Origin of the sequence: Castellaniella sp. (assembly GCF_034674885.1) — a bacterium.
GTDB lineage: Bacteria > Pseudomonadota > Gammaproteobacteria > Burkholderiales > Burkholderiaceae_B > Castellaniella.
Window position 1 is genome coordinate 240,085 of record NZ_JAUCDS010000001.1, and the last position, 17,136, is coordinate 257,220.

Sequence of the window (17,136 nt, forward strand, 5' to 3'; positions counted from 1 at the left end):
TCAGTCGCGGATCAGATAACCGCTTTCCGCCTTCCAGCGCTTGTGGTAGGCCTCGTAGTCGGCCAGCACTTCCGCCATTTCCGGCTTGCCGGCAGCCTTTTGGGCGTCGGCCGTCTTGTGCATCCAGTCATAGCCGGCATCGGACAGCTGTTTGACGAAGGCCGAATCCAGAGTAATGATTTCGTTACGGCCGCTGCGGTACTTTTCCATGGCCTTCATGTCCGCGTCATAGAAATAGTCCAGGCTCTGTTCGGTGGTCAGCTGCGCGGCGGCTTCGATCAGCGGCTTCAGATCCGCAGGCACCTTGTCCCAGGTTTCCTGCTTCAGGAAGACTTCCCACATGAAGGTCGGCTGATGCACGCCAGGCACCACGATGTACTTGGCTGCCTGATGAAAGCCCTCGGGCATGTTGGCCGACGGCGGGGCCCATTCGACGGCATCCACGCCCTTGCGTTGCAGCAGCGTGTAGGTTTCGCCCGCCGGCACCACGGTCGGGACCGCGCCGAAATAATCCCGCATGACTTCGGCCCAGGCGCCGGAGGTGCGGTACTTCATGCCTTTGAGGTCTTCCGCGTTGCGGATCGGCTTGTTCGAATGCGCCAGGATCTCGGACGAGCCGATGCCGACGATCATGGTCTTCAGGCCCTGTTCCGAGCGCAGCTTTTCCAGTTTTTCCTTGCCGCCGCCCTGATACAGCCAGGCCTTGTAGGCATCCGGCCCCATGCCGCCCGGGAAGCCGGCAAAAATGGCGTTCACGGGATTCTGGTTCACCAGGTAGCTGGACGTGGAATGGCCGGCCTCGATCACGCCGTCCTGCACCGAGTCGAAGACCTTCAGGGCCGGCACGATGACGCCCGCGCCAAAGGGCTGGATCTCAACGCGCCCCGACGTGATGGTCTTCACGTTGGTAGCGAAGCGTTCGAGAAAATTCTGGTAGAACGGCGAGCCCTCGGGCACCGACGTGGGCACGCGCCACGTCACGTCAGCGGCGGACGCCGCGCCCACAGCGCACGCCGACAGGGCCGCTACGGCCAGACTGCGAAAAATGGTCTTCATGTTTCCCCCGGGTAATAGTAGGTGTCAGCATTCTCGCTGAACGGCCAGTCTAATATCCAATAAATATATTTACAACATATTAAGGGTAAACACTGAAGACCCTCCATGGCCGGTCCGGCCTGGAGGATATGCTAGGCTTGCCTGTCTTTCCCCATCTCCGGAGACTCGCATGCCCACCATGCACATTGAATTGTTCGAAGGCCGTACCCCCGAAAAGAAACGCGAACTGGTGCAGGCCCTGACTGAACGCACCTGCGAGGTGCTCGGCTGCCAGCCGGGAGCCGTGGACATCATCCTGACCGAGATCCGCAAGGATCACTGGGCCTCCGGCGGCGTGCTGTGGTCCGAAAAATCGTAGCGGCCTATTTCTGCTGACCGACCAGCCTCTCGACCTTCTTGCGCAACTCGGGGTCCTTGCGCACGGCATGGCTGATGCCGTTGTATTCGGCCACGCTCATGCCGCCCGCCTCGACCCGGTCCACCATTTTCTGGTCGGCCTCGACCCGGATCGCCTGCCGGGCGTTCTCATCGGAGGCTGCCTCGAAACGGGGTTGGTATTCGGCCACCACGCCGCTGACCTCGCGCACGGCGCCGGCATACCGCTGTAATTGTTCATCCGTCGGCTGATCGATCGCCTCGTAGGCGGCGCCGGGGCCCGCTGCACGGACTGCCGTCATCGGCCCGGCCAATCCCAGGGCGATCACGGAAGCGGCCATGAACGCTTTCATCACATGATTCATTTCTGACTCCTGATGCTCGTGAACAACGTTCCCATGATGACGACGCCCCCCACCCGTTTCAAGTTTCCCGATGCTCGGTCCTGTAACGGCATACCACGGTCGCCTCTGGTTGAAGGGGCGCCGCGACAGCTACACTGATCGAATGAATGCCCGCCAGGCGCGCCAGCCCGGCGTCCGAGGCCGCATGGACCGGAATCCGACGATGGATTCCACCCCGTTTCAGGATGGAGAACACACAAATGGATACGGATTTCTGGCTGCAGCGCTGGGAACATGGTCAGACCGGCTTTCACCAAAGCCGCGTCATGCCGCTGCTGCAAAAACACTGGGCTGCCCTGGACCTGCCTCAGGGCAGCCGGGTGCTGGTGCCCCTGGCAGGCAAATCCCTGGACGTCGCCTGGCTGGCCGCCCAGGGCCACCGCGTGCTGGCCGTGGAACTCTCGCCCCTGGCGGTTCAGCAGTTTTTCGACGAACACCAGCTGACGCCGGCGATCAGCGAGGTGCCCCAGGGCCGTCTGTACCAGGCCGGCGGCATCGACTTTCTGTGCGGCGACATCTTCGATCTGGATGCGGCCACGCTGGCCAGCTGCCGGGCCTGCTACGACCGGGCTGCCCTGATCGCCCTGACACCCGCGCTGCGCGCCCGCTACGTCGCCCATGTCTACGGGCAACTGCCGGCGGGCTGCCACACGCTGCTGCTGACGCTGGACTACCCCCAGGCCGAAATGGATGGGCCGCCGTTCTCCGTGCCGGATGCGGAAATCCAGGCCCATTACGGGGCCCGCTGGCAGATCGACACACTGGAGACCCGCAATGTCCTGGAACACGAGCCCAAGTTCGCGGCGCGCGGCGTCACTCGCATGAGCACCACGGTCTACCGGCTGAGCGCCCGATAGGCCGCCGGGCGGGCAAGGCAACTTGCCACCTGGGGCGAGCAGGCGAATAATGGACGGCAAAAGACATACTGGCCCGTGGGGGGTTCTCCAGGAATCCTCATGAAAACATCTCGTCGCACTTTCTTGATCTCCAGCGCAGGGCTGGTGTCCAGCCTGGCGCTCTCCCGCCAGGTGCTGGCGGCCGATCACGTCGATGAAAACAGCGCCCTGGCCAAACAGCTGGGCTACAAGCACGACGCAGCCCAGGTCGACCAGGCGGCCCAACCCAAATTCAAGCCCGGCGAACACTGCGCCAACTGCCAGCTCTATCAGGGCAAGGCGGGCGATGCCTGGGGGCCCTGTCCGATCTTCAGTGGCAAGGACGTATCCGAAAAAGGCTGGTGCAGCGCCTACACCCCCAAGGCCTGACCGTCACGCGCTCGGCGTCAGCGCCGGGCGCGGAACCGCGCCGCCCAAGCTGATAGCATGGAGCCTTTCCATTGCATCGGTTTTTCACCATGACGCTTCTGATCACGGGCGGTGCCGGATACATCGGTTCGCATACGGTCCTGGAATTTCTCAGCACCGGGCAGGATGTGCTGGTACTGGACAATCTCGGCAACAGTTCCCGCGAATCGCTGGCCCGAGTCGCCGCCCTGACGGGCCGCACTCCGGGCTTCGTCCAGGGCGACGTGCGTGACCGCGCATTGCTGGACCGGCTGTTCGCGCAGCACAGCATCAGCGGCGTGGTGCATTTCGCGGGCCTGAAGGCCGTGGGCGAAAGCGTGCGCGAACCGCTGCGCTACTACGACAACAACGTCAACGGCACACTGACCCTGTGCCAGGCCATGGCTGCTGCCGGCGTTTACCAGATGGTCTTCAGTTCCTCGGCTACCGTCTACGGCGACCCGGCAGACATGCCGATCACCGAAGCCTGCCCGACCGGTCAGCCCACCAATCCCTACGGCAGATCCAAGCTGATGGTCGAGCAAGTGCTGCAGGATCTGGCCGCCGCCGACCCCCGCTGGGCCATCGCCGTGCTGCGCTATTTCAACCCCGTGGGCGCCCACGCCAGCGGCCGCATCGGCGAAGACCCGCACGGTATCCCCAACAACCTGCTGCCTTACATCAGCCAGGTGGCCGTGGGCCGGCTGGAACGCGTGTCGGTATTCGGCCACGATTACCCGACGCCTGACGGCACAGGCGTACGCGACTACATCCACGTGGTGGACCTGGCCCAGGGGCACCTGGCCGCTCTGGCCTATCTGCAGCGGCACCCGGGGGCTCACATCTGGAACCTGGGCACCGGAACCGGCTATTCCGTGCTGGACATGATCCACGCATTCGAAGCCGCCAGCGGTCGTCCCATCCCCTACGTCCTGGCCCCCCGCCGCCCCGGCGACATCGCCGCCTGCTGGTCCGACCCTGCCAAGGCCCGACGCGACCTGGGCTGGCAGGCGCAGCGCGGCCTGACGCAGATGATGGCAGACGCCTGGCGCTGGCAATCCGGCAACCCGGATGGCTATCCGCCGGACAATTGACGCCAGCCAGGCACGAAAGTAGGCAGATATTCCCCGCTTACTGCATCGATCAATGACGTGGGGTTTTCCCTAATATAGCGGACATCCCATTCTGGACACCGCCCAGGCGAACCCTTGTCATGAAAAACCTGAAAATCAGCACGCGGCTGGCCGCCGCGTTTGCGTTTCTGTTGTCTCTTGCCCTGATTGTGGCCTTGATCGGCATCTGGAATGCCCGCAGTTCCCAGGCCATCTCAAAAGAAATCGTCGAGCGTCAGCAGATCAACCAATTGATGACCGAGTGGGTCCGCGCCGTGGAAGTCCGCGCCAACCAGGTCATCGGCTACGTACTGGTGTCCGACCCGGACGTCCTGGAACACCTGAAAAAAGGCATCGACACCGCCACGGCCAACATCGCCCAATACGACGTCCAGGCTCGGGCCCTGTTCAAATCCGGCGAATCCCTGCGCATGTACGGCGAAATCCTGGAACTGCGCAAGCAGTATCTAGCAGAGATGAACGCGGCCTTCGAAGCGCTGGACAAACGCCAATCCATCGTTGCCACGGAAATCGCGCGCGACAAGCTGCCGCAGCTGGGGCAAACCTACGTCAACACCATCGACAAGCTGCGCGCCTATCACAGCGCGGGCATCGAAGCGGCCCAGGCACTTCAGACGCAGCAGGCCCAGACCAGCGAAACCATCCTGATCATCGCCACCCTGCTGGCTTTCATCCTGGGGCCGCTGTTCGCCTGGCGGGTGATGCGCGCCATCACTCATCCGCTGCGCGACGCCGTTTCGGTGGCGGAAAGCATCGCCCACAACGACCTCAGCCATCAGATCACGTCGACATCCACCAACGAAATCGGCCAGCTGCTGCAGGCCCTGGGCCGCATGGCGCAGAATCTGCGCAGCACCGTCGGCAAAGTGCGCGGCGGCGCCGATTCCATCGCCTCGGCTGCTGGCCAGATTTCCGCCGGCAACCTGGACCTGTCATCGCGCACCGAAGAGCAGGCCAGTTCCCTGGCGCAGACCGCCGCCACGATGGAAGAAATCACCGCCACCGTGCGCCAGAACGCCGACAACGCCCAACAGGCGAATTCCCTGGCCGCCGCCGCCGCGCACACGGCCTCCAGCGGGGGCGCCATGGTTGCCGAACTGGTGGGCACCATGGGCGAGATCAACAGCAAATCCCAGCAGGTCGCCGACATCATCGGCGTGATCGATTCGATCGCCTTCCAGACCAACATCCTGGCGCTGAACGCCGCCGTCGAGGCCGCCCGCGCCGGCGAACAGGGCCGGGGATTCGCCGTGGTCGCCGCCGAGGTCCGCGCCCTGGCGCAACGATCGGCCGGCGCCGCCAAGGAAATCAAGGACCTGATCGACACCTCCGTCCAGGCCGCCTCCAAGGGCAACGAGCAGGCCGCCCACGCCGGCAACACCATGCAGGAGATCGTCGACAGCATCAACCGCGTCACCGACATCATGGGCGAGATCAGCGCGGCCAGCCGCGAGCAGACCACCGGCATCGAGGAAATCAATTCCGCCATCACCCAGATGGACGACGTCACCCGGCAAAACGCCAGCCTGGTGGAAGAATCCGCCGCCGCCGCGACCAGCCTGCAGGAACAGGCCGACACGCTCGCCCACCTGGTGGCCACCTTCAACCTGGGCAACCAGGCCGATGCAGCAGGCGCCGGCGCGTCGGCCTACGCCCGGCCCGCAGCTGCCCCCCGCCTCCCCTCGGCCCCCGAAAAAACCATCAGCCCGGCCCCACAGCAACCCCGCCGGAAAACATCGGCCAACACCTCCGCTGCCGCTGTCCGCCCCGCGCTGCGCGCCCCCGGCAAGCCAGTGCCCGCCACGGCCAGCACGGAAGAATGGACTGAGTTCTGAGGCGTCGTTCCTGCCGCCTCCGACCCGGGCGGCAGGACTCTGAGGATGAAAAGGCCCCCGACACGGCCCTTTTTGTGCCGTTTGGATTTGGACACACTTCGTACAATCGAGTGAAAAATCGTCCGGTCCGCGTCGGGCAGGCTGCCCGCGTGGTTCCGAAAGTCTCTCCATACCTCGAGAACTCCATGCGTAACCTCAAAATCGGCACCCGGCTGGCGCTGGGCTTTGGTCTCATCATTGTCCTGCTGTTGATCATGTCCGGCATCGGCGCATGGCGCATGATCGCAACCGAACAGGACGGCGACGCTCTGGTACACCGCCAGAACAACAACGCCCTAGTGCTGCGCTGGGCCCGCCAGGTCGAAGTCAACGCCAACCAGGCGCTGGCGGCTGCGAACCTGACCAACCCCGACGTACTCAAGTCCTTCAAGGACGGCATGGAGGCTTCGTCGCAGCGCTCGGACGATCTCCAGAAGCAGATCGAAGCCGGCCTGCAAGCCCCCGACACCATCGCGCAATTCAAGAAGGCTCTCGTCGAGCGCGACAAATACCACAGCGGCAGCGTCCAGGCCTTCAAGGACCTGGACAACGGCGACTACGCCAAGGCCGACGCCTTCTTCAACCAGGAAATGCCAAAGATCACCGCGCAGTACATCGCGGAAATCGACAAGCTCTCCAGCTTGCAGAACGGCATGGTCGAACAGACCTTCGCCGACAACGCCACCGCCAACCGGCTGGGCCTGACCTCGCTGGGCGTGGCTACCCTGCTGGCGCTGATCCTGGGGCCGCTGTTCGCCTGGCTGGTGACGCGGTCCGTCACCCACCCGCTGCGCCATGCCGTCAGCCTGGCTGAATCCGTGGCCCGCCGCGATCTCAGCCACCAGATCCACGCCGACGGCAAGGACGAAATCGGCCTGCTGCTGCGCGCCCTGGGCTCGATGGAGGAAAACCTGCGCAGCGCCGTGAGCGAAGTGCGCAGCGGTGCCAATTCGATCGCCTCGGCCGCCGGCCAGATTTCCGCCGGCAACCTGGACCTGTCATCGCGCACCGAAGAGCAGGCCAGTTCCCTGGCGCAGACCGCCGCCACGATGGAAGAAATCACCGCCACCGTGCGCCAGAACGCCGACAACGCCCAACAGGCGAATTCCCTGGCCGCCGCCGCCGCGCACACGGCCTCCAGCGGGGGCGCCATGGTTGCCGAACTGGTGGGCACCATGGGCGAGATCAACAGCAAATCCCAGCAGGTCGCCGACATCATCGGCGTGATCGATTCGATCGCCTTCCAGACCAACATCCTGGCGCTGAACGCCGCCGTCGAGGCCGCCCGCGCCGGCGAACAGGGCCGGGGATTCGCCGTGGTCGCCGCCGAGGTCCGCGCCCTGGCGCAACGATCGGCCGGCGCCGCCAAGGAAATCAAGGACCTGATCGACACCTCCGTCCAGGCCGCCTCCAAGGGCAACGAGCAGGCCGCCCACGCCGGCAACACCATGCAGGAGATCGTCGACAGCATCAACCGCGTCACCGACATCATGGGCGAGATCAACGCGGCCAACCGCGAACAGACCACCGGCATCGAGGAAATCAATTCCGCCATCACCCAGATGGACGACGTCACCCGGCAAAACGCCAGCCTGGTGGAAGAATCCGCCGCCGCCGCGACCAGCCTGCAGGCCCAGGCCGACACGCTCGCCCAGCTGGTGGCCACCTTCAACCTGGGCAACCACGACGATGCAGCCACTGCCGGCGCCCGCCCGCACGCGCATGCTGGCTCATCCGCAGGCGCGCACCCGCAGTCCGGCGCATCGGCCAAGGCCCCGCCGGCCGCCGCTCCGCGCCTGCCCTCGGCCCCCGAAAAGGTCGTCAGCCCGGCCCCGCAGCGTCCGCGCCGCGAAACCGCAGCCGAAGCCACCGCCCCTGCGGCCGCCCGCCCGGCGCTGCGCGCCCCCGGCAAACCGGCTCCTGCCACGGCCGACACCGAGGAATGGACGGAGTTCTGATCCCCTGATCGACGGATTCGCCCCATTTCCCGAAACGGGGCTTTTCAATACAATCGACGGGTTGCTGCATTGCTCGCCCACCTCACCGCTTGCAAGCGGCGAGGTGGGCCGTTTCATTCCAAGGAGACACACTCGTGCGTACCGGTATATTGCTGGCCACCCTGACCACTGCACTGTTCGCTTTGCCATCCCTGGGCCTGGCCCAGGTCAAGATCGGCGTCGTCACCTCGGCCACCGGCCCCACCGCGCTGGTGGGCATCCCGCAAAAGAACACCGTGCCCCTGCTGCCCACGCAGGCGGGCGGCCTCTCCATCGACTACATCAGCCTGGACGATGCCAGCGACCCCACACAGACCGTCACGGCCTTCAAGAAGCTGATTTCCGAAGACCACGTGGACGCCATCATCGGGCCCACCGGATCGCCCAATGCCATGAGCGTGCTGCAGTTCGCGGCGGAATCCGGGACACCCATGCTGGCGCCCGTGGGGGCAGCCTCCATCGTGCTGCCCATGACGGACCAGAAAAAATGGGCCTTCAAGACCACCCAGAACACGGACATCATTGCCCAGGCGCTGGTGCGCGACATGGTCAAGCGTGGCATCCGCACGGTCGGGTTCATCGGATTTGCGGATGCCTACGGCGACGACTGGTATCAGGTCTTCAACAAACTGGCCCAGGAAAACGGCCTGAAGCTGACCGTGTCCGAACGCTATCAACGCACGGACAGTTCGGTCACGGGCCAGGCCCTGAAGCTGCTGGCCGCCAAGCCCGACGCCATCCTGGTGGCTGGAACTGGCGGCGCTGCCGCCCTGCCCCAGTCCACGCTGGCGCAACAGGGTTACAAGGGGCAGTTCTACCAGACCCACGGCGCCGCACTGCCCGCTTTCCTGAAGCTGGGCGGCAAGGCCACGGAAGGCACCATCCTGGCTGCCAGCCTGATGCTGGTGCTGCCGGAAATCGCGGATGACAACCCGTCCAAGCCCATCGCCCAGGACTACATCCAGCGCTATCAGGCGCGTTACAACGAACGCCCGGCGACCTTCGGCGCCAATGTATACGATGCGGGCCTGCTGCTGCAGCATGCCATCCCGACGGCCGCAAAAACCGCAAAGCCTGGTACCCCCGCCTTTCGTCAGGCCCTGCGCGACGCGCTGGAACAAACGCACGAACTGGTCGCCACCCAGGGGGTCTACAACATGAGCCCGGCCGACCACAGCGGCTTTGACCAGCGCGGCCGCGAACTGATCACCGTGAAGAACGGCGCCTGGACGTTACTGCGCTGACGGCTGGGCGTCGAGTTTCTTTTTCAGGGCGTCCAGGGGCAGGGCGCCATTGACCCGGCTGCCATCGGCAAAGAACAGGGCAGGCGTGCCCTGGATGTTCAGCTTGCGGCCCAGCGCCAGATTGTCCTGGATGGGGGTCGAGCAGTCCGCCGTGGCGGGCAGTTCACCGTTCAACATCCAGGCCTTCCAGGCCTTGGCCGGGTCGGCTGCGCACCAGATGTCCCGGGATTTGGTCGCGGAATCGGGCGTCAGGATCGGAAACAGGAAGGTATAGACCGTGACGTTGTCCACATCTTCCAGGGTATGGTGCAGTTGTTTGCAATAGCCGCAGTTGGGGTCCTCGAAGACGGCGACCTTGCGGGCGCCCGTGCCCTTCACCTGGCGGATGGCACGGTCCAGCGGCAGGCTGTCGAACGCCACCTGCTGCAGCACTTCCAGCCGTTCCGCCGTCAGATCCCGGCGGGCCTTGGCATCGATCAGCGAGCCCTGCAGCACATAGTTCACCCGGGCATCGGTGTACAGCAGATCCAGCCCCACCTGCACCTCGTAGATGCCTTCCATGGGGGTCAGTCGCACGGCATCCACTCGAATGCCGGGAAACCGTTGTTCGAAGGCCTGTGTGATGGCCTGAGCCTGCTGCGGCGCTGGGGCCGTGGCGGTCAATTTGGCATCCGAGGGGGTGGACATGCCTCCCGTCGCCGTGACCACGCCGTCGGTGGACGCTGCGGCCGAATGTTCCGGCTGCGTGCCCAGCACCTGATCCGCAGGCTGCGCCTGCGCGGTCAGGCCGGCGCACAGCAACAGCCCGGCCAGAATTGAAAAACGCTTCATGAAAAACCTCTTGTGACTGTATGGGGTGGCTACGGGATCTCAATCCCCCGCAGCCGCCCGAATCAATTGACGCTTCAGGAAAGGCAGGCGGTCCGCAACCTGCATGCCCTGGTTCCGGGCCCAGGCCAGCGGGGCGCACTGCGTGCCGAACAGGCGATGCAGGCCATGCGTCACGGCCCCCATCGCCCAGACCGGTTCCGCCCGCCGGCGACGGTAGCGGGCCAGCACCCGAAGATCGCCGGGCGCACGGTAGGATTCGCGATCCTGCAGGACCTGCATCATAGCCTGTACATCGCCCAGGCCCAGGTTCAGGCCCTGCCCCGCCAGGGGATGCACCCGATGCGCGGCATCGCCCACCAGCGCCACGCCCGGCGCCACCATGGCGGTCCGTTCCAGGGTCAGGGGAAAGCCCTGGGGCCGTGTGCGCAAGCGCAGGCGCCCCAGGCGCCCGCCGGTGATGGATTGCGCGTGGGCAGCCAGGTAGGCCTGCTGCCCCTGCGCATCCAGGGCCAGCCAGTCGCGGGCCAGCCCTTCGGGCAGCGACCAGACCAGCGAGGCCTGCGGCCCAGCGACCGTATCCGGCATCGGCAGCAGCGCAAAGACGCTGTCGCCGGTAAACCATTGGTACGCGCGGTTCTGGTGCGGGCGGTCGATGTCCAGATGCGCCACCACGCCCATATCGCCGTAGGGCGTGTAATCGTGATGGATGCGGGCCGCCTGGCGCACCGGAGAACGGGCGCCATCGGCGCCGACCAGCAGATCCGGCTGCCACTGCATCCCCTGGGCGGAAGTCACGGAAATCCCGTCGGGCCGGGTGATCAGGCTGGCGAACTGATCCTCGTGCCAGGCAATGCCCATGACCTGCACGGCCTGCTGCAGGGCACGTTCGATTTCGCCGGATTCGACGATCCAGGCCAGGGCGTCACGCGCATCCTGCCAGGCCGACAGATCCAGGCAGCCGTTCGCGTCGCCGTGGATTTCCATGCCCTCGACCGGCGTGATGCGGCGGGAATCGATCAGCCTCCAGGCGCCCAGGCGATCCAGCAGCATGCGGCTGGCATCGGAAATCGCGTACACCCGGGGGTGGTAATCATCGGCCGCCCGCACGGCCGGCTCGTGGCGCGGCCCCAGCAGGCCCACCGACAGCCCCGAGCGCGACAGCCCCAGGGCGCACGCCAGGCCGGCAATGCCAGTACCGCAAACGAGAATGGATGCTTGTGTCATGGTGTCTTCTTCAACGCGCGCTGGGCGCCCCGGCCTGGGCGGGCCACAGCAGCCACATCCGGCCCGGCTGCTTCATCCGCCCGGCCGCCGCGCCGGCCTGATCGCCCGTTCCCCAATAGAAATCCGCGCGCGCCGCCCCCCGGATGGCAGCCCCCGTGTCCTGGGCGAAGACCAGACGCTGCAGCGGCCCAGCCCCGCCCGGCTGGCGAGTGTCCAGCCAGACCGGCGTGCCCAGCGGCACGAAATCCGTATCCACGGCAATCGAGCGCTGCGCCATCAACGGCACCCCATAGGCGCCGCGAGGGCCGAGTTCCGGGTCGGCGATGGCTTCCTCGCGGAAAAACACCATGGCCGGATTGACGTTGAGCATCTGCTGCACACGGCTTGGGTGGTTGCGGGCCCACTGCTTGATATTTTGCATCGAAGTCTGCGCCAGCGGCATTTCCCCCTGCTGCGCCAGCCACTGGCCGATCGACACGTAGGGACGGCCGTTATGGTCGGCATAAGCCAGGCGGATCACAGCCCCATCCGGCAGCACGGCGCGCCCGGACCCCTGGATCTGCAGGAAGAAGGCCTCGACCGGGTCGCTGGCCCAGACGATCACGGGTGGCTGGCGGGCCGGATCAGCGGCGATCTGCGCCCGCGTGTCGTACGGCACGACGCGTCGGCCCTCCAGCTTGCCGCGCACCCGTTTGCCGGCCAGTTCAGGATAGATGGCCCCCAGGTCCACGACCAGCAGATCGGCCGGCGTGGCGTACAGCGGCCACTGATAAGCGCCCGCGCGGTCGCGGGAGGCGTGGATCAGGGGTTCGTAGTAGCCCGTCGTGGTGCCGCTGGCGGGCTGTCCAGCCGCCTGATCCAATTGCCAGGGCCGCAAATGGGTCTGCAGGAAGCTGCGCACCTGCGCGCCGGAAGCCTGCGGCCCCAGCCCCGTCTGCACGGCCGCCTGACACACAGGCTGCCAGGCCCGGGGGGCGGCCCGGGCGGGCGAGGCCAGGGACCCGGACACCGGACGCATCAATCCCCGGCAGTCGTTCAGCAGCCCTTTCCAGACATGATCCAGATCGTCTTCGGCCCAGCCTGGCAGATGCTGCCAGGACACCGGCACATAGCGCCCTTTCAGGGTGCGCGCAGGTGATTCCGGCAAGGCGGACAGGGCTGGCACGACCAGGGCTTGCGTCACAGAAGGTTCCGGCCCCGCCGGTTCGCCGGCCGGGCCTTCTTCCAGGGGCACCGAGGAACAGGCGCTCAATAAGGCCAGCACGGCCGCAGACCACAGAAGCTTTTTCATGCAAAAACCGGGTGCACTAAAATAGACAGAATCACCAAACCGCCATCATGACACATCCGGACCCTGTTTCGCCATGACCGTTCTGCCACCCGCCCGCATCGCCCCCAGTCTGCTGTCCGCCGATTTCGCCCGGCTGGGCGAAGAGGTCGCCACCGTGGTGGCCGCCGGCGCGGACTGGATCCACTTCGACGTCATGGACAATCATTTCGTCCCCAACCTGACCATGGGGCCCATGGTCTGCGCAGCCCTGCGGCCACATACCCAGGCTCCCATCGACGTGCACCTGATGGTCGAACCCGTGGACGCCCTGGTGCCCGCCTTCGCCAAGGCAGGGGCCAACATCATCAGCTTCCACCCAGAAGCCTCGCGCCACGTGGATCGGACGCTGGCGCTGATCCGCGACCACGGCTGCCAGGCCGGGCTGGTCTTCAATCCGGCAACGCCTCTGGACTGGATGGACCACGTCATGGAACGCCTGGACCTGGTGCTGCTGATGTCGGTCAATCCCGGCTTCGGCGGGCAGTCCTTCATCCCCCACACGCTGCAGAAACTGCAACAGGCGCGCAGCCGCATCGACCGCTGGCAGGCTCGGGGCGGCCAGCCCATCGCCCTGGAAATCGACGGCGGAGTCAAACCCGACAACATCGCCGACATCCGCGCCGCCGGGGCCGACGCCTTCGTGGCAGGCTCGGCGATTTTCGGCCAGCCCGACTACCGCCAGGTCATCTCGGGACTGCGCCAAGGCATCGCCCAGGGAGACGCCCAACGGCGCGCGGGCATCGGGCAGGACGAAACAACCGTTTCCTGAAGCATCCGGCACGACACGTTTGAACGGAAAGTGCTACCATGCCCCCGTTTGACGCATCCACCCTCACGCTTCACAGCATCATGCATTTTGCCGGAATACTGTTTGATCTGGATGGCACCCTGGTGCACACCATCCCCGACCTGGCGGATGCCGCCAATGCCATGCGCCAGGACATGGGCCTGGTGCCGCTGCCCGAATCACTGATCGCCACCTTCGTCGGCAAAGGCGTCGAACAACTGGTCATCCGGACACTCAGCCACGACGGCCAGGCCCCCAGCGTCGATCAGGTGATGCGCGGCCTGGCCCGTTTCCAGGATCACTACCGCGCCCTGAATGGCCGCAACAGCCGGCTGTTTCCAGGCGTCGTGGCGGGGCTGGAGGCCTTCCGCAGCCAGGGCGCGCGGCTGGCTGTCGTCACCAACAAGGGTTCCGATTTCACGGCGCCGCTGCTGCGGCACATGGGGCTGGAAGCCTATTTCGACGTCATCGTCTGCGGCGACACCTGCGAACGCAAGAAACCTGATCCCATGCCCCTGTTCCACGCCTGCGACCTGCTGGACATCCGGCCCGCCCAGGCGCTGTTCATCGGCGACTCGATCAACGACGCGCTGGCCGCCCAGGCCGCCGGCATCCGTGTCCTTGCCCTGCCCTACGGCTACAACGAAGGCCAGCCCGTGCAGAGCCTGCCGGTGGATGCTATAGTGGATTCCCTTATCGAAGCGGCCCAATGGGCCGCCGACCAGACGGCGCAATTCGCATGAACAGCTTTCGCTATTACCCGACCACCACCCGCGCCACCTGGCGCTGGTGGTGTTGGCGTTCCGGGTAATGGCATCCCGGGTGGCACCGATCCTTCGCGCCACCCCCTTTCACAGCCCGGACCTTCGATTGGCCGGGCTTTTCTGTCTCGGCCGCCCTTATCCCACAAGACCGCTATGACAGAAATCGAATTCAATGCACTGGCCGCCCAAGGCTACAACCGCATCCCCCTGATCGCGGAAACCTACGCCGACCTGGATACGCCGCTGGCGATCTACCTGAAACTGGCCCACGCCGGCCCCGAGGCAGGGCGCAACAGCTGCCTGCTGGAATCCGTGGTGGGGGGCGAGCGCTTCGGCCGCTATTCCTTCATCGGCCTGCCCGCCAAGACCCTGATCCGCGCCACCGGCACGACGACCGAAGTCGTGCGCCAGGGCCAGGTCGTCGAAACCCACGAGGGCGACCCCCTGGCCTTCATCGAGACCTTCCAGAAACGGTTCCGCGTCGCCCTGCGGCCCGGCATGCCGCGCTTCGCAGGCGGGCTGGCCGGCTACTTCGGCTACGACACGGTGCGCCACATCGAGCCGCGCCTGGGCCCCTGCGTCAAACCGCGCCCCGCCGGCCAGCAGCCCGGCACCCCCGACATCATGCTGATGCAGGTCGATGAACTCGTCATCGTCGACAACCTGGCCGGGCGTACCTACCTGATCGTCTACGCCGATCCGCAGCAGCCCGAGGCCTACGCCCTGGCTCGCCGGCGCCTGAAGGCCCTGCGCGAAAAACTGCGCACCCCGGTCGTCATCCCCTATGCCTACGCCAGCATGCAGACGCCCACGGAACGCGACTTCAAGAAAGAAGACTACATCGCCGCCGTGCTGAAAGCCAAGGAATACATCGCCGCCGGCGACCTGATGCAGGTACAGGTCGGCCAGGTGATCGCCAAGCCCTTCCGCGACTCGCCGCTGTCGCTGTACCGGGCGCTGCGGTCCTTGAACCCGTCGCCCTATATGTACTACTGGAACTTCGATACTTTCCACGTGGTCGGCGCATCGCCCGAGATCCTGGTGCGCCAGGACCGGGAAACCGAAGGCGGCCAGACCCGCGAAATGGTCACCATCCGCCCCCTGGCCGGCACCCGCAAACGCGGTGCCACCCAGGACGATGATCAGCGCCTGGAACAGGAACTGCTGGCCGACCCGAAGGAACGCGCCGAACACGTCATGCTGATCGACCTGGCGCGCAACGACATCGGCCGCGTCGCCAAGACCGGCTCCGTCGAAGTCACCGACACCATGACGATCGAACGCTATTCCCACGTCATGCACCTGGTGTCCAACGTGCGCGGCGAGCTGAACGACGGCATGAGCAACATCGACGTGCTGCGGGCGACCTTCCCGGCCGGCACCCTGACCGGGGCGCCGAAAGTCCGCGCCATGGAAATCATCGACGAACTGGAACCCGTGCGCCGAGGCATCTACGGCGGCGCAGCCGGGTACCTCAGCTACGGCGGCGAAATGGACCTGGCCATTGCGATTCGCACCGGCGTCATCCGCGACGGCATGCTGTATGTGCAGGCCGCCGCTGGCATCGTCGCCGATTCGGACCCCGAAAAGGAATGGCAGGAAACCGAGGCCAAGGCCCGGGCGCTGCTGCGCGCCGCAGAACAGGTGCAGTTCGGGCTGGACGAGCCTATCTGACCCGGAATATCAGTCGCGCACCAGTGAATCGCGCGTGATGTCGGCGATGGTGCGCGCTCCGGTCAGGGTCATGGCGACCCGCATTTCCTTTTCGATCAGGGACAGCAGGTTCGCCACACCTGCCTGGCCGCCAACGGCCAGGGCGTACAGCCAGGCGCGGCCCAGCAGCACGGTGTCCGCGCCCAGGGCCAGCATGCGCACCACGTCCAGGCCGGTGCGCACGCCCGAATCCGCCAGCAGCGTGATATCGCCCTTGACCGCGTCGGCAATCGCCGGCAGTGCGCGGGCCGTGGACAGCACCCCGTCCAGTTGCCGCCCGCCATGATTGGATACGATGATGCCATCGGCGCCGAAGCGCACGGCTTCCCGCGCGTCTTCCGGGTCCAGGATACCCTTGATCACCATCGGCCCCTTCCAGAAATCACGGATCCACTGCAGGTCCTTCCAGGAGATCGACGGGTCGAAATTATTCCCCAGCCAACCGATGTAGTCTTCCAGGCCGGTGGGCTTGCCCAGGTACCTGGACACATTGCCCAGGTCGTGCGGCCGCCCCCTCAGGCCAACATCCCAGGCCCAGCGCGGGTGCAGGACAGCCTGCACGTAGCGGCGCCAGGCGGCGTAGGGGCCGCTCATGCCCGCATGAGCGTCGCGGTAGCGGGCCCCGGGCACCGGCATGTCCACCGTGAACACCAGGGTAGACACCCCGGCAGCCTGGGCGCGTTCCAGCACGCTTTTCATGAAGCCGCGGTCCTTCAGCACGTACAACTGGAACCACATCGGCCGGCTGATGGCGGGTGCGACTTCCTCGATCGGGCAGACCGACACCGTGGACATGGTGTACGGAATGCCGTGCGCATCCGCCGCCCGAGCCACCTGGACCTCGCCCCGGCGGGCGTACATGCCGGTCAGGCCCACCGGGGCCAGCGCCACCGGCATGGACAGGGTCTCGCCAAACAGGCGGGTCGTCAGATCCAGCTGCGACATGTCGTTGAGCACTCGCTGGCGCAGGGCCACCCCCGACAGATCGCTGACGTTGTGCCGCAGCGTATATTCGGCGTAGGCACCGCCGTCGGCGTAATGAAACAGAAAGGGCGGCAGGCGGCGCTGGGCGGCAGCCCGATAGTCGGTGGAGGCGGAAATGATCATGGTCGTTTGCAGTG

The 17,136-nt window shown here is 65.8% G+C and carries 16 protein-coding genes; 10 read left to right on the plus strand and 6 right to left on the minus strand.

From position 1 onward, the window contains the following. Window positions 1-1,056 (minus strand): TRAP transporter substrate-binding protein DctP, encoded by a 1,056-nt coding sequence (gene dctP / locus VDP74_RS01180; protein ID WP_322997772.1) that lies wholly within the window; start codon window positions 1,054-1,056, stop codon window positions 1-3. A gap of 169 nt (window positions 1,057-1,225) precedes the next feature. Between dctP and VDP74_RS01185 the strand changes: the two genes are divergently transcribed. After that, the gene (locus VDP74_RS01185; protein WP_322997773.1) at window positions 1,226-1,414 is read left to right on the plus strand and encodes a 4-oxalocrotonate tautomerase; all 189 of its coding nucleotides are present in this window, start codon (window positions 1,226-1,228) and stop codon (window positions 1,412-1,414) included. 4 nt (window positions 1,415-1,418) lie between these two features. Here VDP74_RS01185 and VDP74_RS01190 read toward each other — a convergent pair whose 3' ends face one another. Beyond that, window positions 1,419-1,796 carry a DUF4168 domain-containing protein gene (locus tag VDP74_RS01190; protein WP_322997774.1) on the minus strand — a complete coding sequence of 126 codons (378 nt, stop codon included), beginning with the start codon at window positions 1,794-1,796 and terminating at the stop codon, window positions 1,419-1,421. 239 nt (window positions 1,797-2,035) lie between these two features. Between VDP74_RS01190 and VDP74_RS01195 the strand changes: the two genes are divergently transcribed. The 6 genes from VDP74_RS01195 to VDP74_RS01220 all read left to right on the plus strand — a co-directional run bounded on the left by VDP74_RS01195 (window position 2,036) and on the right by VDP74_RS01220 (window position 9,366). Further along, window positions 2,036-2,692, plus strand: a complete 657-nt coding sequence (locus VDP74_RS01195; protein WP_322997775.1) for a thiopurine S-methyltransferase — start codon at window positions 2,036-2,038, stop codon at window positions 2,690-2,692. 99 nt (window positions 2,693-2,791) lie between these two features. Further along, a complete protein-coding gene (locus VDP74_RS01200) occupies window positions 2,792-3,100 on the plus strand; it encodes a high-potential iron-sulfur protein (RefSeq protein ID WP_322997776.1) in 309 nt (102 codons plus the stop codon). Between the two features lie 89 nt (window positions 3,101-3,189). Next, the gene (gene galE, locus VDP74_RS01205) at window positions 3,190-4,212 is read left to right on the plus strand and encodes a UDP-glucose 4-epimerase GalE (protein ID WP_322997777.1); all 1,023 of its coding nucleotides are present in this window, start codon (window positions 3,190-3,192) and stop codon (window positions 4,210-4,212) included. A 119-nt stretch (window positions 4,213-4,331) separates the two neighbouring features. Then, complete coding sequence (locus VDP74_RS01210; protein WP_322997778.1) at window positions 4,332-6,086, plus strand: methyl-accepting chemotaxis protein; 1,755 nt, start codon at window positions 4,332-4,334, stop codon at window positions 6,084-6,086. Between the two features lie 185 nt (window positions 6,087-6,271). After that, window positions 6,272-8,083 (plus strand): methyl-accepting chemotaxis protein, encoded by a 1,812-nt coding sequence (locus tag VDP74_RS01215; protein WP_322997779.1) that lies wholly within the window; start codon window positions 6,272-6,274, stop codon window positions 8,081-8,083. A gap of 134 nt (window positions 8,084-8,217) precedes the next feature. Continuing rightward, a complete protein-coding gene (locus VDP74_RS01220; protein ID WP_416232908.1) occupies window positions 8,218-9,366 on the plus strand; it encodes an ABC transporter substrate-binding protein in 1,149 nt (382 codons plus the stop codon). Here the strand turns inward: VDP74_RS01220 and VDP74_RS01225 are convergent. From VDP74_RS01225 to VDP74_RS01235, 3 genes are read right to left on the minus strand one after another with little or no spacing between them, the layout of a single operon-like run. Further along, a complete protein-coding gene (locus VDP74_RS01225) occupies window positions 9,355-10,197 on the minus strand; it encodes a DsbC family protein (protein WP_416232909.1) in 843 nt (280 codons plus the stop codon). The two genes, VDP74_RS01220 and VDP74_RS01225, sit on opposite strands and share 12 nt — an antisense overlap. A gap of 39 nt (window positions 10,198-10,236) precedes the next feature. After that, window positions 10,237-11,421 carry an FAD-dependent monooxygenase gene (locus VDP74_RS01230; RefSeq protein ID WP_322997780.1) on the minus strand — a complete coding sequence of 395 codons (1,185 nt, stop codon included), beginning with the start codon at window positions 11,419-11,421 and terminating at the stop codon, window positions 10,237-10,239. A gap of 10 nt (window positions 11,422-11,431) precedes the next feature. Further along, entirely contained in the window at window positions 11,432-12,712 is a 1,281-nt protein-coding gene (locus tag VDP74_RS01235; RefSeq protein WP_322997781.1) for a murein transglycosylase A, read from the minus strand. A 73-nt stretch (window positions 12,713-12,785) separates the two neighbouring features. Between VDP74_RS01235 and rpe the strand changes: the two genes are divergently transcribed. The 3 genes from rpe (at window position 12,786) to trpE (ending at window position 15,976) form a co-directional block, all read left to right on the plus strand. Beyond that, complete coding sequence (gene rpe, locus VDP74_RS01240; protein ID WP_322997782.1) at window positions 12,786-13,520, plus strand: ribulose-phosphate 3-epimerase; 735 nt, start codon at window positions 12,786-12,788, stop codon at window positions 13,518-13,520. Window positions 13,521-13,558: 38 nt separating this feature from the next. Further along, window positions 13,559-14,281 (plus strand): phosphoglycolate phosphatase, encoded by a 723-nt coding sequence (locus tag VDP74_RS01245; protein ID WP_322997783.1) that lies wholly within the window; start codon window positions 13,559-13,561, stop codon window positions 14,279-14,281. A 174-nt stretch (window positions 14,282-14,455) separates the two neighbouring features. Next, complete coding sequence (trpE, locus tag VDP74_RS01250) at window positions 14,456-15,976, plus strand: anthranilate synthase component I (protein ID WP_322997784.1); 1,521 nt, start codon at window positions 14,456-14,458, stop codon at window positions 15,974-15,976. A 9-nt stretch (window positions 15,977-15,985) separates the two neighbouring features. Here trpE and lldD read toward each other — a convergent pair whose 3' ends face one another. Then, window positions 15,986-17,122, minus strand: a complete 1,137-nt coding sequence (gene lldD / locus VDP74_RS01255; RefSeq protein WP_322997785.1) for an FMN-dependent L-lactate dehydrogenase LldD — start codon at window positions 17,120-17,122, stop codon at window positions 15,986-15,988. Between the last annotated feature and the right edge of the window lie 14 nt (window positions 17,123-17,136).